This is a genomic window from Streptomyces sp. NPDC006551 (assembly GCF_040611675.1).
In the GTDB taxonomy this organism is placed as follows: domain Bacteria; phylum Actinomycetota; class Actinomycetes; order Streptomycetales; family Streptomycetaceae; genus Streptomyces.
This window is the reverse complement of record NZ_JBEXOT010000033.1, coordinates 1-15,370: the sequence shown is the minus strand read 5'-3', so window position 1 is coordinate 15,370 and position 15,370 is coordinate 1. Positions and strand designations below refer to the sequence as shown.

Annotated in this window: 13 protein-coding genes; 8 read left to right on the top strand and 5 right to left on the bottom strand. The window is 72.4% G+C overall.

The features are described from left to right. Positions 1-3 precede the first annotated feature (3 nt). From ABZY12_RS25020 to ABZY12_RS25000, 5 genes are all read left to right on the top strand, one after another. Positions 4-888: a deoxyribose-phosphate aldolase gene (locus tag ABZY12_RS25020; RefSeq protein WP_356894087.1), complete on the top strand. Its 885-nt coding sequence runs from the start codon at positions 4-6 to the stop codon at positions 886-888. Further along, positions 885-1,691, top strand: coding sequence for a 5-deoxy-glucuronate isomerase (gene iolB / locus ABZY12_RS25015; RefSeq protein WP_356893984.1), 807 nt, complete (start codon positions 885-887; stop codon positions 1,689-1,691). Before ABZY12_RS25020 ends, iolB begins: the two co-directional genes overlap by 4 nt. Beyond that, a complete protein-coding gene (gene iolD, locus ABZY12_RS25010) occupies positions 1,682-3,544 on the top strand; it encodes a 3D-(3,5/4)-trihydroxycyclohexane-1,2-dione acylhydrolase (decyclizing) (RefSeq protein ID WP_356894085.1) in 1,863 nt (620 codons plus the stop codon). Before iolB ends, iolD begins: the two co-directional genes overlap by 10 nt. Before the next feature lie 22 nt (positions 3,545-3,566). Continuing rightward, complete coding sequence (gene mmsA, locus ABZY12_RS25005) at positions 3,567-5,069, top strand: CoA-acylating methylmalonate-semialdehyde dehydrogenase (protein ID WP_356893982.1); 1,503 nt, start codon at positions 3,567-3,569, stop codon at positions 5,067-5,069. 66 nt (positions 5,070-5,135) lie between these two features. Beyond that, positions 5,136-5,732 carry a DUF4291 domain-containing protein gene (locus ABZY12_RS25000; protein WP_356893980.1) on the top strand — a complete coding sequence of 199 codons (597 nt, stop codon included), beginning with the start codon at positions 5,136-5,138 and terminating at the stop codon, positions 5,730-5,732. On the opposite strand, the gene ABZY12_RS24995 is transcribed toward ABZY12_RS25000, so the two are convergent. Both ABZY12_RS24995 and ABZY12_RS24990 read right to left on the bottom strand, forming a co-directional pair. After that, positions 5,729-6,916, bottom strand: a complete 1,188-nt coding sequence (locus tag ABZY12_RS24995) for a S8 family peptidase (protein ID WP_356893978.1) — start codon at positions 6,914-6,916, stop codon at positions 5,729-5,731. The two genes, ABZY12_RS25000 and ABZY12_RS24995, sit on opposite strands and share 4 nt — an antisense overlap. 131 nt (positions 6,917-7,047) lie before the next feature. Further along, a complete protein-coding gene (locus ABZY12_RS24990; RefSeq protein WP_356893976.1) occupies positions 7,048-7,473 on the bottom strand; it encodes a GNAT family N-acetyltransferase in 426 nt (141 codons plus the stop codon). A 136-nt stretch (positions 7,474-7,609) separates the two neighbouring features. Here ABZY12_RS24990 and ABZY12_RS24985 point away from each other — a divergent pair, with 136 nt between their 5' ends. Next, on the top strand, positions 7,610-10,564 hold the full coding sequence (locus ABZY12_RS24985; RefSeq protein ID WP_356893974.1) for an alpha/beta fold hydrolase: 2,955 nt from the start codon (positions 7,610-7,612) through the stop codon (positions 10,562-10,564). Then, on the top strand, positions 10,561-11,427 hold the full coding sequence (locus ABZY12_RS24980; RefSeq protein ID WP_356893972.1) for an ABC transporter permease: 867 nt from the start codon (positions 10,561-10,563) through the stop codon (positions 11,425-11,427). The genes ABZY12_RS24985 and ABZY12_RS24980 overlap by 4 nt, the downstream gene beginning before the upstream one ends. A 28-nt stretch (positions 11,428-11,455) precedes the next feature. Here the strand turns inward: ABZY12_RS24980 and ABZY12_RS24975 are convergent, their stop codons facing one another. Next, positions 11,456-12,166, bottom strand: coding sequence for a DNA-binding response regulator (locus ABZY12_RS24975; protein WP_356893970.1), 711 nt, complete (start codon positions 12,164-12,166; stop codon positions 11,456-11,458). 341 nt (positions 12,167-12,507) lie between these two features. On the opposite strand from ABZY12_RS24975, the gene ABZY12_RS24970 reads away from it, so the two are divergent. Further along, positions 12,508-12,975, top strand: coding sequence for an anthrone oxygenase family protein (locus ABZY12_RS24970; RefSeq protein WP_356893968.1), 468 nt, complete (start codon positions 12,508-12,510; stop codon positions 12,973-12,975). 151 nt (positions 12,976-13,126) lie between these two features. Here the strand turns inward: ABZY12_RS24970 and ABZY12_RS24965 are convergent, their stop codons facing one another. After that, entirely contained in the window at positions 13,127-14,380 is a 1,254-nt protein-coding gene (locus tag ABZY12_RS24965; RefSeq protein ID WP_356893966.1) for a transposase, read from the bottom strand. A 312-nt stretch (positions 14,381-14,692) separates the two neighbouring features. Continuing rightward, a partial coding sequence (locus ABZY12_RS24960) for an LLM class flavin-dependent oxidoreductase (protein ID WP_356893964.1) occupies positions 14,693-15,370 on the bottom strand: 678 nt, incomplete at its 5' end.

Here is a 15,370-nt window from a genome sequence, read left to right as displayed (position 1 = left end):
ACCCTGCGCGCGCGGCATCCCGAGGCCGTCGAGGAAGCCGCCGCCCGGCGCCGGACCCGGCCGCTGCTTCCAGAGCGCGGTCGGCTGCTGATCGTCGCCGCCGACCACCCCGCCCGCGGGGCGCTCGGCGTCGCGGGCCGGCCGTACGCCATGGCCGACCGCGCCGACCTGCTCGGGCGGCTCTGTCTCGCGCTGTCCCGGCCCGGAGTCGACGGGGTCCTCGCCTCCGCCGACATCCTCGACGACCTGCTGCTCCTCGGCGCCCTGGAGGACCGGCTCGCCGTCGGCTCCATGAACCGCGGCGGCCTCGCCGGCGCCGCCTTCGAACTCGACGACCGCTTCACCGGACACCGCCCCCAGGACCTCGCCCGCCTCGGCTTCGACGCCGGCAAGCTCCTGCTGCGCATCGACCCCGACGACCCCGGCTCCCTCACCACCCTCCACTCCGCCGCCCGCGCCGTCGACGAGATGGCCGCTCTGCGCCTGCCCGTCTTCGTCGAACCCTTCCTCTGCCGCCGCGACGCCGCCGGCCGCCTCCACACCGACCTCTCCGCCGAGGCCGTCACCACCTCCCTCGCCATCGCCTCCGGACTCGGCGGCACCTCCGCCTACACCTGGCTCAAGGTCCCCGTCACCGGCCACCCCGACGAGATGGCCCGTGTCATGGGAGCCACCACCCTCCCCGCGGTCCTCCTCGGCGGAGACCCCGGCGCCGACCCGGCCGCGCAGGAGGTCACGTACGAGAAATGGCGCACCGCGCTGCGCCTGCCGACCGTCCGCGGCCTCGTCGTCGGCCGCTCGCTCCTCTATCCGCCGGACGGCGATGTGGCCCAAGCCGTCGACAAGGCGGCGAGTCTGCTGGAGGAAGGGGTAGGCACCCGACCATGAACTCCTTGCATCTGCCCGCTGGAACCGCCTCGCGCGGGTCCTACGCCCTCCACGTCGACCCCGAACGGGCCGGCTGGGACCACTGCTCCCTCCGAGTTCTCGAACTGGGCCCCGGCGAGAGCCATCTCCTGGACACTGGGGACAGTGAATGGATCGTGCTTCCGCTCACCGGCGGCTGTACGGTGCACGTGGACGGCGAGACCCTCCAACTGCAGGGCCGCGAGAGCGTGTTCGGCGGGGTCTCCGACTTCGCGTACGTGCCCCGCGACGCCCGAGCCCAGATCGCCTCCGGTGCGGGAGGCCGCTTCGCTTTGGCAGGAGCGAAGTGCGAGCGACGACTCCCCGCTCGCTACGGCCCCGCGCCGGAGGTTCCCGTCGAGGCCCGCGGCAGCGGCGCCCAGGCGCGACACGTGCGGAACTTCGCCGCCGCCGGCGTCTTCCCGTGCGACCGGCTGATCGCCGTCGAGGTGATCACCCCCGGCGGCAACTGGTCCTCCTACCCGCCCCACAAGCACGACGAGCACCGCCCCGGCTTCGAGTCCGAGCTGGAGGAGATCTACTACTACGAGATCGACGGCGCCGGCCTCGGATACCAGCGGATCTCCCCCTCCCGCCCCGGCGGCGCCGATCTCCTCGCCGAGGTCGGGAGCGGTGACGTCGTCCTCGTACCGAACGGCTGGCACGGCCCGTCCATCGCCCAGCCGGGCCATGACATGTACTACCTCAACGTCATGGCGGGGCCGGGAGCCGAACGGGAGTGGAAGATCTGCTTCCACCCCGACCACACGGAGGGATACACGTGAGGACTCTGACCGTCGCCCAGGCCCTGGTGCGCTTCCTCGCCGCCCAGTACACCGAACGCGACGGGGTGCGGCGGCGGCTGATCTCCGCGACCTGGGGCATCTTCGGGCACGGCAACGTCGCCGGCGTCGGCCAGGCACTGCTCGAGTACGCCGACTCCATGCCGTACCACCAGGGGCGCAACGAGCAGGCGATGGTGCACGCGGCCGTCGGCTACGCACGCCAGTCGAACCGGCTCTCCGCCCACGCGGTCACGACCTCCATCGGCCCCGGCGCCACGAACCTGGTCACGGGCGCCGCCCTCGCCACCGTCAACCATCTGCCGGTGCTGCTGCTGCCCGGCGACACCTTCGCCACCCGCCCCGCCGACCCCGTGCTCCAGCAGCTCGAAGTCCCGTACGCCGGCGACGTCTCCGTCAACGACTGCCTGCGGCCGGTCTCGAAGTACTTCGACCGGATCACCCGCCCCGAGGCGCTCGTCCCGGCCGCGCTCGCCGCCGCGCGGGTCCTCGCCGACCCCGTCGAGACCGGCGCCGTGACGCTCGCGCTGCCGCAGGACGTCCAGGCGGAGGCGTACGACTGGCCGGAGGAGTTCTTCGCCGAGCGCGTCTGGACGGTGCGCCGCCCGCGCCCGGACCAGGCCGAACTCGACGCGGCGGTACGGGCCGTCAGGGCGGCCGCCAGGCCGCTGATCGTCGCGGGCGGCGGGGTGAAGCACAGCGGCGCCGAGGACGCGCTGCGCACCTTCGCCGAACGCGCCCGTATCCCCGTCGCCTCCACCCAGGCCGGCAAGGGAGCACTGCCGTACGACCACCCCTGCGACGTCGGCGGCATCGGGCACACGGGCACCGCCACCGCCGACTCGCTCGCGGCGACCAGCGACCTGGTCATCGGGGTCGGCACCCGCTACACCGACTTCACCACCGCGTCCGCCACCCTCTTCCCCGACGGCGTCCGGTTCGTGAACCTCAACATCGCCGGCTTCGACGCCCACAAACTCGGCGCCCAGCCGCTCGTCGCCGACGCCCGTGAGGGCCTCACCGCGCTGACCGAGGCACTCGACGGACACCGCACGGACAACCTCTCCTGGACGTTCTCCAAGGACGACTGGCAGCGGCGGACCGACGCCGCCTACGCCGTCCCGGACGAGGACGCCCGCCCCACCCAGACGCAGGTCCTCGGCGTGCTCGACACTCTGGTCACCGGGGACGACATCCTGATCAACGCCGCCGGTTCGCTCCCGGGCGACCTCCACAAGCTGTGGCGGGCCCGTTCCTCGGACCAGTACCACGTCGAATACGGCTACTCCTGCATGGGCTACGAGATCCCGGCCGCGATCGGCGTCGCGCTCGCCGCGCCCGGCCGGCCCGTCTGGGCCCTCGTCGGTGACGGGACGTATCTGATGAATCCCACCGAAATCGTCACGGCGGTGCAGGAAGGACTGCCCATCAAGGTGGTCATCCTGCAGAACCACGGGTACGCCTCCATCGGCGGGCTCTCGGAGGCCGTCGGCGGCGAGGGATACGGCACCGCCTACCGCCACCGCGCCCCGGACGGCACCTTCACCGGGCCGCCGCTCCCCGTCGACCTGGCCGCCAACGCCGCCTCCCTCGGCATGCGGGTGCTGCGCGCCCGCACCGTGCGTGACCTGCGAGAAGCCCTCGACGAAGCCCGGGCGTCGACCGTTCCCACATGTGTCTACACCGAGACCGAAACGGCAGACACAGTGTCGGGCGCGCCCCCCGCCCAGGCGTGGTGGGATGTGCCCGTGGCCGAGACCGCGACCCGCTCGTCGGCGGTCAAGGCCCGGGAGGAGTACGACCGGCACGTCACCGCCCGACGCCGCCACCTGTAACAGCCAGAAGGAGCATTCCGTCATGACGAAGACCGTCAACCACTGGATCGGTGGCAAGGCCGTCGAGGGCACGTCGGGCAACTGGGGCCCGGTCACCGACCCGGCCACCGGTGCCGTGACCACGCGGGTGGCCCTGGCCTCGGTCGAGGAGGTCGACGCCGCCGTCGCCGCCGCGAAGGCCGCGTTCGAGACCTGGGGCACGGCGTCGCTGGCGCAGCGCACCACGATCCTGTTCAAGTTCCGGGCGCTGCTCGACGCCAACCGCGACGCGATCGCCGAGCTGATCGTCGCCGAGCACGGCAAGGTCCACTCCGACGCGCTGGGCGAGGTCGCCCGCGGTCTGGAGATCGTCGACCTGGCCTGCGGCATCACCACTCAGCTCAAGGGCGAGCTGTCCACCCAGGTGTCGAACCGCGTGGACGTCGCCGCGATCCGGCAGCCGGTCGGTGTCGTCGCCGGCATCACGCCGTTCAACTTCCCGGCCATGGTGCCGATGTGGATGTTCCCGATCGCCATCGCGTGCGGCAACACCTTCATCCTCAAGCCGAGCGAGAAGGACCCCTCCCCGTCACTGAAGATCGCCGAGCTGCTCGCCGAGGCGGGTCTGCCGGACGGTGTCTTCAACGTCGTCCACGGTGACAAGGTCGCCGTCGACCGTCTCCTGGAGCACCCGGACGTCTCCGCGGTCTCCTTCGTCGGCTCGACGCCGATCGCGAAGTACATCCACACGACGGCCTCGGCGGCCGGCAAGCGCGTGCAGGCGCTCGGCGGCGCGAAGAACCACATGCTGGTACTGCCCGACGCGGACCTGGACGCGGCCGCGGACGCGGCGGTCTCGGCGGCGTACGGCTCCGCCGGCGAACGCTGCATGGCGATCTCCGCCGTCGTCGCGGTCGGCGCCATCGCCGACGAGCTGGTGGACAAGATCCGCGAGCGCGCCGAGAAGATCAAGATCGGCCCCGGAAACGACCCGGCCTCCGAGATGGGCCCGCTCATCACGGCCGTCCACCGCGACAAGGTCGCCTCCTACGTGAAGGGCGCGGCGGACGAGGGCTGCGAGGTCGTCCTGGACGGCACCGGCTACACCGTCGAGGGGTACGAGGACGGCCACTGGATCGGCCTCTCGCTCCTGGACAAGGTGCCCACCACGGCCAAGGCGTACCAGGACGAGATCTTCGGCCCGGTGCTGTGCGTGCTGCGTACCGACACGTACGAGGAGGGCGTCGCCCTCATCAACGCCTCCCGGTTCGGCAACGGCACCGCGATCTTCACCCGCGACGGCGGCGCGGCCCGCCGCTTCCAGCTGGAGATCCAGGCCGGCATGGTCGGTGTGAACGTGCCGATTCCGGTGCCCGTGGGCTACCACTCCTTCGGCGGGTGGAAGGACTCGCTCTTCGGTGACCACCACGTCTACGGCAACGACGGCGTGCACTTCTACACTCGCGGCAAGGTCGTCACCACCCGCTGGCCGGACCCGTCCGAGACCCCGGCCGGCGTGGACCTCGGTTTCCCGCGCAACCACTGACCCGACCCCGGCCCGTCCGGCAAAACGACTGGCCCCCGGGGCGCGCGCTGACGCACCCTTGGGGCCATGTCCGTTCCACCGAAGTATCAGATCCGCGCCCGCTACACCGACTCGACGGTGACCGTCTATCAGGCGTACGACCCGTCCATCGGTCTGCCCGCCGCGCGGGACGGGCGATTCCCGGCCGTGTGGAAGCGGGACCGGATGACCTGGATCAAGCCGTCGTTCCTGTGGATGATGTACCGCTCCGGCTGGGGCCTGAAGGAGGGCCAGCAGACGGTCCTCGCCGTCGACATCACCCGTGAGGGCTTCATATGGGCCCTGAGCCACGCGTGCCTTTCGCACTACGCCCCGGGCCTCCACGCCGATCAGGCGGCCTGGAAGCGGGAGTTGCGGCAGTCCCCGGCCCGGATCCAGTGGGACCCGGAGCGAGATCTGCGCCTTGAGGCGCTCCCGTACCGCTCGCTGCAGCTCGGCCTGACGGGCGAGGCCGCACGCGCCTACGCGGACGAGTGGATCGTCGCCATTCGCGATGTCACTCCGCTCGCCCACCGGGTCCATGCCCTCGTGCGCGCCGGTGAGCTCGACGCCGCCCGCGCGGAACTGCCCGAGGCGCGTCCGTTCCCCTTGGGTGCGGAGCTCCTCGGGCGGCTCGGCGACTAGAAGATCGAGTGCAGCAGCTTGTTGGGGGAGCCCGTCCTCGGGTCCTGCACCTTGCCGCTCGTGGCGTTGTTCACCAGAGCGTCACGGACCTGGGCGGGGGTCGCCGTCGGGTTGTTCGCGAGGTAGAGCGCCGCGACGCCCGCCGTGTGCGGGGTGGCCATCGAGGTGCCCGAGATCGTGTTCGTCGCCGCGTCGTTGTCCTTCCACGCCGACGTGATGGAGACACCCGGCGCGAACAGGTCCAGGCACGTGCCGTAGTTGGAGAAGGACGCGCGCTTGTCGGCGGAGTCCGTCGCGCCGACCGTGATCGCCTCGGGGACGCGGGCGGGGGAGTAGTTGCACGCGTTCGCGGGCCAGCCGAGGATGTTGCCGTTGCCGGCCGCCACCGCGTAGCTGACGCCGGAGGCGATGGAGCGCTTCACCGCGTCGTCGAGCGAGGCGTTCGTGCCGCCGCCCAGGCTCATGTTGGCGACCGCCGGCTTGACCGCGTTGGCCGTCACCCAGTCCACGCCCGCGATGACCCCGGCTGTCGTACCGGACCCGGTGCAGTTCAGGACGCGTACCGCCACCAGCTTCGCGGCCTTGGCCACGCCGTACTTCGCGCCGCCGACCGTGCCCGCCACATGGGTGCCGTGCCCCTGGCAGTCCTGGCCGTTCTGGCCGTCGCCGACCGTGTCCGTACCGACCCGCGCCCGGCCGCCGAACTCGCTGTGCGAGGTGCGGATTCCGGTGTCGATGATGTACGCGGTGACGTTCGACGCGCTGGTGTTGTAGGTGTACGTCGTCGACAGCGGCAGGTTCCGCTGGTCGACCCGGTCCAGGCCCCAGGTGGCGCCGTTCTGCGTGTCGGTCATCCGGACGGTCGCGTTCTGCTCGACGTACGCCACCCGCGGGTCGGCGGCCAGGGACGCGGCCTTCGCCTGCGACATCGTGCTCGAGAAGCCCTTGAGGGCGGTGCGGTACACGTGCTGCGGCGTGACGCCGAGATCGGCGGCCTTGGTCGAGCCGTCCTTGAGGACGACGATCCAGCTGTTCTCGACGGCGACGGAGGCCGGGGCGAGCCGGAGGTCGCCGAGCGGAGCGGTGGGGGCGCCCTGCGCGGTGGGTGAGGCGACGAACTGGAGGCCGGCGGCGAGCGCGAGGACGGGGACGAGCGCTCCGACGCGGCGGGATATGGAGGTCATGTGGTGGGGCACCTGGACCTTTCGCAGGGGGATGAGGGCACGCGCGACACACCCGGTACGTGTGTACGGGTGTGCGTGACGCGTGGATGTCCCACAGGGTCTCGTGCTGTCATGCCTCGCACAAGGGTGCGTCAGGTGCTGTTTTCGTCGAAGTGCCAGGTCCGCATGGTGAAGAACCCGTCGTCCGCCCCGCCCGCCGACCGGTAGGTCGCCAACGCCGCGTCGTTGTCGGTGTCGACCCCCACCCACAGGTCGTAACAGCCGCGCCGCCGCGCCACCGCCACCAGCGCCTCGGTCAGCGCCCGCCCGACGCCCCGCCGCCGGTGCCCCTCGTCCACCGACAGCTCGTACAGGCACATCTCCACGCCCTTGTCCGGGTGGAGCATCTCGATCCCGGAGACGAGGCCCGCCGGGAACCCGTCCTCCGTGTACGCGATCAGCATCAGATGCCCGGGGGCGGCGAGGAACCGCTCGGCCCACTCGGGCCGCGGCGGACCGTCGTAGAGGTGCTCCGCCGCGAGCAGCTCGGCCACCGTGGTCGCCTGCCGGATCTCCATGATCAGCCCCCCGGTCGCCCGGGCGCGCATACCGCGCCTGGTGTACGGCGACGGTACTGCGTACGACTCCGGGAGGCCGCCGAATTCCCCCTGGGGGCAGCCGTGCCGCACAGGATGCCCGCCTAGGCTCAGACGCATGAAGCTCCGACTTCCCCGGTGGGCCGCGATCACCGCGGCCCTCGCCGTGCTCGCGGGCGCCGGCACCTGGACCGCCGTCGCCTCCGACGAACCACCTCCCGTGGACCGCGCGGACCAGGTGATCGACGTGCCCGGGGCACGCCTCGACACCTCGTACTTCACCGCCGGCTCCCCGTCCGGTCGCAGACCGGCCGTCCTGCTCGGGCACGGCTTCGGCGGCTCCAAGGCCGACGTCCGCGCCCAGGCCGAGAAGCTCGCCCGTGACGGTTACGCCGTCCTCACCTGGTCGGCGCGCGGATTCGGCGCCTCCACCGGGCAGATCGGGCTCAACGACCCCGACCACGAGGTCAAGGACGTCCAGAAGCTCGTCGACTGGCTCGCGCGACGGCCCGAGGTACGGCTCGACGAGGACGGCGACCCGCGCGTCGGCGTCACCGGCGCCTCCTACGGCGGCGCGATCTCGCTGCTCGCCGCCGGGTACGACGAGCGGGTCGACGCGATCGCTCCGCAGATCACGTACTGGAACCTCGCCGACGCGCTGTTCCCTCAGGGCGTCTTCAAGAAGCTCTGGGCCGGGATCTTCTTCACGTCGGGAGCGGCCGGCCCGTCGGGCCTGCCGGGGACGGGCACGGAAGGCGAGACGCCGGGCGCGACGGTGCCGGGCGGGAGCGCGCCGGACGGTGCGACGTCGGGCGGTGCGACCGCCGGCGCCGGGTCTGCCGGCGCTGGGTCCTCCGGGGCCGGGTCGTCCGAGGCAGGGTCCTCCGGGGCCGGGTCCGCCGACGCAGCGACCGCCGGCGCTGGGTCCTCCAGGGCCGGGTCGTCCGAGGCCGGGGCCATGGGTGCCGCTTCCTCCGGCACCGCTTCGTCCGGGGCCGCGACCCGTGGCACCGCGTCCTCCGCCGACGCCGCCTCCGCGCAGCCCTCGGCCTGCGGGCGGTTCACCCCCGAGCTCTGCTCCCTCTACGAACGCGTCGCCGTCGCCGGGAAACCCGACGCCGCCGCCCGTACCCTCCTCGAAGCCCGCAGCCCCTCCGCCGTCGGCGACCGCATCAAGGTGCCCGCCCTGATCGTGCAGGGTCAGTCCGACTCGCTCTTCCCGCTCTCGCACGCCGACGCCATGGCGAAGACGATCGCCGGCAACGGCGCTCCCGTCGCCGTCGACTGGATCGCGGGCGGCCACGACGGCGGCAACCGCGAGACCGACCGCGTCGAGGCACGGATCGGCAGCTGGTTCGACCGCTATCTGAAGGACGACAAGGGAGCCGACACGGGTCCGGCCTTCCGCGTCAGCCGCGCCGGAGGGGTCGACTCCACCGACGGTCAGGCACTGCTGCGCGGAGCGACCGCCGGCGCCTACCCGGGGCTGTCGGCCGGTACCACCTCCGTCCCGCTCGACGCCGCCCGCCCGCGAACCTTCCACAACCCGGCCGGTGCCAACCCGCCCGCCATCTCCGCCGTTCCCGGCATCGGCGGCGGGCTCTCCCAGCTCTCCTCCCTCGGCGTCGGACTCTCCCTCGACTTCCCCGGCCAGTACGCCCGGTTCGATTCCGAGCCCCGGTCCGCACCGCTGCGGATCACCGGCGCGCCGACCGTCCGCGTCAAGGTCACCTCGGACAGCGACGACGGCTCCGCCGTCCTGTTCGCGAAGGTGTACGACGTCGGGCCCGACGGGCGACAGCAGGTGCTCCCCGCCCAGCTCGTCGCCCCCGTCCGGATCGAGGGCGCCCGCCAGGGCAGGAGCGTGGAGCTGACCCTGCCCGCGATCGACCACGAGGTCGAGGCCGGACACCGGCTGCGGCTCGTGCTCTCCGCCACCGACCTCGGCTACGCCTCCCCGGCCACGCCCGCCGCCTACACGGTCGCCGTCGAGAGCGCACTGACCGTGCCGACCGCGCCCGCCGTGGCCACCCAGGCGACCGGGACGCCCTGGTGGGTGTGGGGCCTGCCGCTGATCGGTCTAGCGACCGCCGCGGGCCTTCTGCTCACCTCCCGCCGCCGGGCCGCGGCGCCGGCCCCGGACCCCGAACTCGCCGCCGTACCGCTGCAGATCACCGGGCTGACGAAGAAGTACGCCAAGTCCTCCGACCGGTATGCCGTACGGGATCTGTCCTTCCGGGTCGAACAGGGCCAGGTCCTCGGGCTCCTCGGGCCCAATGGCGCCGGGAAGACCACCACCCTGCGCATGCTGATGGGCCTGATCACCCCCGACGACGGCGAGATCCGGGTCTTTGGGCAGGCGATCCGCCCCGGCGCCCCGGTCCTCTCCCGGGTCGGCGCCTTCGTGGAGGGCGCGGGCTTCCTGCCGCACCTGTCCGGCCGGGACAACCTGGAGCTGTACTGGAAGGCCACCGGCCGCCCTGCCGAGGACGCGCACATCGAGGACGCCCTGCGGATCGCGGGCCTCGGCGACGCGCTCGCCCGTGCCGTACGGACGTACTCCCAGGGCATGCGGCAGCGGCTCGCCATCGCCCAGGCCATGCTCGGGCTGCCGGACCTGCTGATCCTGGACGAGCCGACCAACGGACTCGACCCGCCGCAGATCCGCGAGATGCGCGACGTGATGATCCGGTACGCGGCCGGGGGCCGGACCGTCATCGTCTCCAGCCACCTCCTCTCGGAGGTGGAGCAGTCCTGCACCCATCTCGTGGTCATGGACCGCGGGCAGTTGGTGCAGGCGGGGCCGGTCGCCGAGATCACCGGAGAGGGTTCCGCCCTCCTGGTCACCCTGGGCGAGCCCGTATCGGACCCGCTGGTCGACAAGGTCGCCGCGCTGCCCGGGATCGCCTCGGTGGTACGGGCGGACGACGGGCTGCTGGTCCGGCTGGACGGCGCGACCGCCACCGCCCTGATCGGCGAACTCGTCCGCCTGGACGTGCCCGTGACCGGTGTGGGACCGCATCGGCGCCTTGAGGACGCGTTCCTGACCCTGATTGGAGGAGGATCCGCATGAGCACCACCGCGGAACTGGTGGAGACCGCTCCCGGCTACCGGGCGCGGCACACTCTGCCGCTGCGCGTCGAGGCCGTACGGCAGCTCAAGCGGCGCCGCACCCTGGTCATGGGTGTGGTGCTCGCGGCCCTGCCGTTCGTCCTGATCGCCGCCTTCGCGATCGGCGGCGGCCCGGACGGCAACGGCAACGGCCGGATCACCCTGATGGACACGGCGACGGCGTCCGCCGCGAACTTCGCGGCGACGTGCCTCTTCGTCTCGGCGGGCTTCCTCCTCGTCATTCCCGTGGCGCTGTTCTGCGGGGACACGGTGGCCTCCGAGGCCAGCTGGTCCTCGCTGCGCTATCTCCTGGCCGCTCCGGTGCCCCGGGCCAGGCTGCTGTGGTCCAAGCTCGCCGTGGCCCTGGGCTTCAGCGCGGCCGCGATGGTCCTGCTGCCCCTGGTCGCCCTCGCGGCGGGCGCGATCGCCTACGGCTGGGGCCCGCTGCGGCTCCCCACCGGCGGCTCCCTGCCGGCCGAGGAGACCCTGCCCCGGCTCGCCCTCGCCGTCGCCTTCGTCTTCGTCTCCCAACTGGTCACGGCGGGCCTCGCATTCTGGCTCTCCACCCGCACCGACGCCCCGCTGGGCGCGGTCGGGGGCGCGGTCGGCCTGACGATCATCGGCAACGTCCTGGACGCGGTGACGGCGCTCGGCTCCTGGCGCGAATTCCTCCCGGCCCACTGGCAATTCGCCTGGGCGGACGCCCTCCAGCCCCAGCTGGAATGGGTCGGCATGGCAAAGGGTGCCGCGGTCTCGGTGACCTACGCCCTGATCCTCTTCGCCCTCGCCTTCCGGGGCTTCTCCCGCAAGGACATCGTCTCCTAGGCCGTATCCGCGAAGTCTCGCCGGCCTGTCACAACCACCCCCTTCGAGCCGCTTCCGCGCCCGCGCGGAAGCGGCTCGTCGTGCCCAGGGCGTGCATCAGCTCGCCGACCCGGCGGCTGTACGTGCGGGGCGACATGCCGAGGCGGGTCGCGGCCGCCTCGTCCGTGAGGCCGGAGAGGAGGGCGTCGAGGACCGGGCGGAGCTGCGGCGGCAGTTCGCGCGGTGGCGCGCCGGCGGCGGACAGTTCCTCGCCCGTGTCCCAGCTGGTGTGGTGGGCGCGCACCAGGGCCTGGACGACGACGGGGTCCCGGATCAGGAGCAGGCCGTTGTAGAGCAGCTCCAGATCGAGGGGGACGGCCGCGACCGTGCGGTCGACGAGGATCATCTTGAAGGGGATCGCGTCCGTCAGCCGGGCCCGGCCCGGGACGTCGACCGTGCCCGCCACCTGGGGGAGGGCGTGACGGGGCACGATCCGTCTGACCTCGCAGGCCCGCTCCGTCGCGGCCCGCATGCACGCTCCCGCCAGCTCCAGGAACGGCTCGGGGATCGCCCGGCCCGCGGAGGCGGCCGGGTCGTCGAAGGTCAGCAACTCGTGCCGCGTCGACGCCGCGAGGCCGGCCAGCGCGGCGCTGATCCGGCGCATTCCGCGCACCGACCGCCCCGCCGGCCGCTGCGCCTCGGGCGCGGCGCGGCTCATCGCCGCCCGGGCGAGCATCACGGAGCCCGCAGTCTCTGACACCGCTGACCACCCCCGCCCGATCGGTGTGCCACTCCATGTACGCATGCAAATGCACACCGTGACAACCCCTGTTGAAAAGGATGGCGACTCCATGCCACAGCCGCCCAGCCCGGTCGTCGTCGCCGCAGATCGCCGCCGGGATCCTGACCGCCGGGCTTTTGCCGACCGAGGCGATCCGGCAGCGGACCGGCTCAAGGGCGACAAGGGCGAGTCGGAATCGGCGTCGGGCTCGCGGTCGGGGCCGGCGTCGGAATCACGACAGGGACCGGAATCCTGGGATCCGTACAGCGGTTGTCCACAGGCGCTGCGCGTCGGCCGTGGGCCCCGCCATGATGGGGCCCATGGCCACCCTGCTGCTCGCTCTCGCCGTCGCTTCCACCGGCCTCTACGCCGGCTTCATGCTGATCTTCCGCACCGGGATCATGCCCGCGCTCGCCCGGCTCGACGACGCGGAGTTCGTCACCGCCATGCGCCGGATCAACGAGTACGTTCCCCGGGCGGTGTTCCTGATCGTCTTCCTGGCGGTCGTGGCCTTCCCCGCCGCCGCGTTCTTCGTGCCCGTCGACGGGCGTACGGACACTCAGAGGTGGCTGGTCCTCGCCGGACTGGTCTGCGCCGTCCTCAACCATCTGGTCACCATCGGCGGCAACATCCCGCTGAACACGGCCCTGGCCGCCTCGGAGAGCACGGGCGAGGCCCCAACGGCGGTCCGGGCGGCCTTCGAGAAGCGGTGGAACGGCTTCCATCTGATCCGTACGGTACTGATCACCGCCGCGTTCGGGCTGCTGATCGCCGGGGCCCTGGCCTGAGCCGAGGGGACGGATCACTGGCCTGAGCCGCAGGGGCGGATCACTGGCCTGAGCCGCGGGGGCGGGGCACTGGCCTGAGCCGAGGGGTCGGGGCACCGCCCCCGCCCCCTGGCCCGTCCGTCCGGCACAGACCCTGGCCGGTCCGCCCCGCTCAGCCCGCCGAGCGGCCCGACCGGTACACCGCGTCCCAGTCCGTCGCCAGGACGGTCGCCGCGTGGGCGGCCGACGCCAGGGTGATGTGACGGTGCCAGCCGCGGAACGAACGGCCCACGAAGTCCCGCAGGCCCGCGCCCTCGCCGACCTGGGTGAAGTCGCGCTCCACCCGCCGCGTCAGCTTGGTCAGACGCAGCAGCGTGCCGACCGTCGACCCGGTCAGGTCGGTGAGCCACAGCCGGCTCACCGGCTGCTGGGGGTCGTCCCACTCGCCGAGCAGCAGCAAGGGCCGCATCCGCTCACCGGGGGGCGCCGGCAGCGCGACCCGTACCCCCGTCGCGAGCGAGGTGCGCGACGTCCTGGTGGGGGCCGCGGTGTCCAGCCAGCCCACCGGTCGGCGCAGGCCCTTGAGCGATTCCAGGATCTGCTGCGCCGGCAGCGGTCCGGCGCCGAAGCCGGGCATGGCCCGGTCCACGACCGACAGTCGGCAGGACGCGCCGATCCGGGCGATCACGGGCATCCGGGCCGCGCCCAGGCGGTTCAGCGCCGGCCGTACCGCCCCACCGCGGAGGTCGATCAGCAGCGGCTTGCGGATGACGCCCCGCCAGCGCGCGGTGTCGAGCGCCGCCGCGACCGCGCACTCCTCGAGCGTCTCCTCGCCCGCCCCCTCCGGAACGTCCGCGCGGTCGCGTCGCGTCCGGTCCTTGACCCAGGGATCGGGCAGGAAGAGGCGCCAGTTGACCGGCACGCTCAGCTCCTCGGCGGCGAACCACACCCCGAACGCCTGCTGCCCCTGGACGACCTGCCCCCGCTCCGGGTCGAACCTGCGGTCCACGCCCACCGAGTGCTCGCCGGCCTTCGGTATCGGCATCGACCGGACCACCCACGCCTGCGGGCAGCTGTTCCGCTCCAGGACGCCGGCGAGCGCGGACCGCATAGGCCGCCAGTCCCAGGTGGAGCTGGAAATGAAATGGTGCAGACTCTGCTCGGCGGCGGCGCCACCGATCTGCGCGGCGATGTTACGGATCGACTTTCGGCCCTGTGCGGTCAGCAGTCCCCGAAGGTACTGCTCTGCCTTCAGACGCTGATCGCGCCGGGGAAACCCCGAGAAGAGCGCGGCACAGAGCTCGTCGTAGACATCGTCGGTCACCACGTTCCGGTACGGCGCCGCGTACGGCCCCTGCTCGGTGCGGTGCTGGATCCCCAGTGATTCGAGAACGGTCCTGCGCTTGGTTGCGACGGAAGTACTCACGACACTCCTGCCCGACGGTTTCGCAGCTCCCTCCAGCTGCCCCTCCACCGTCGCTCCTCGGGTGCCCCGCGGACGAGGTGTACCCGGCACCGCTCTGGGCCCCGGAATGGTGGCCGGACCACCAGGGGTGCGGTCCGGCCACGAACGTGTCACCCGGGACATCCGTTCGCCGCCCGGCGCGGAATGGATCTGACAGACTCCGCGGCCCCGCTTTGACGCGGGTGCGGGACGGGCCGACCATCGCAGGACGAGGCGGCACGGGCCGGCCCCTGGTTAATGCCCCAGGCCAGGGGCCGCGCCTGTCCGCCTCGCTCAGTCGTCGCCCGGCGCGTCGGCCACCACCCCCCTTTCGGCGCCCACTTCCGCTTTCGCTTCCGCTTTCGCGCCCGCTCCCGCGTCACGCAGGGCCACCCGGGCAGCATGGGTCGGACCCTCGGGAACGCCCGCCGGCCGCAGGCTCTCCATCTCCTTGCGCAGCACCGGGATCACTTCCTCGCCGAGCAGGTCGAGCTGTTCCAGGACCGTCTTCAGAGGCAGACCGCCGCTGTCCACCAGGAACAACTGCCGCTGGTAGTCGCCCACGTACTCCCGGAACGACAGGGTCCGTTCGATGACCTCCTGGGGCGATCCGACGGTCAGCGGCGTCTCCCGGCTGAACTCCTCCAGGGAGGGACCGTGGCCGTAGACGGGGGCGTTGTCGAAGTACGGACGGAACTCCCGTACCGCGTCCTGGGAGTTCTTGCGCAGGAACACATGCCCACCGAGACCGACGATCGCCTGCTCCGGCGTGCCGTGGCCGTAGTGCGCGAAGCGCCGACGGTAGAGCCCGACCATCTTGGCCGTGTGCTCCTTGGGCCAGAAGATGTGGTTGGCGAAGAATCCGTCGCCGTAGTACGCGGCCTGCTCGGCGATCTCGGGGGAGCGGATCGAGCCGTGCCAGACGAACGGCGGTACGCCGTCCAGCGGGCGGGGTGTCGAGGTGAAGCCCTG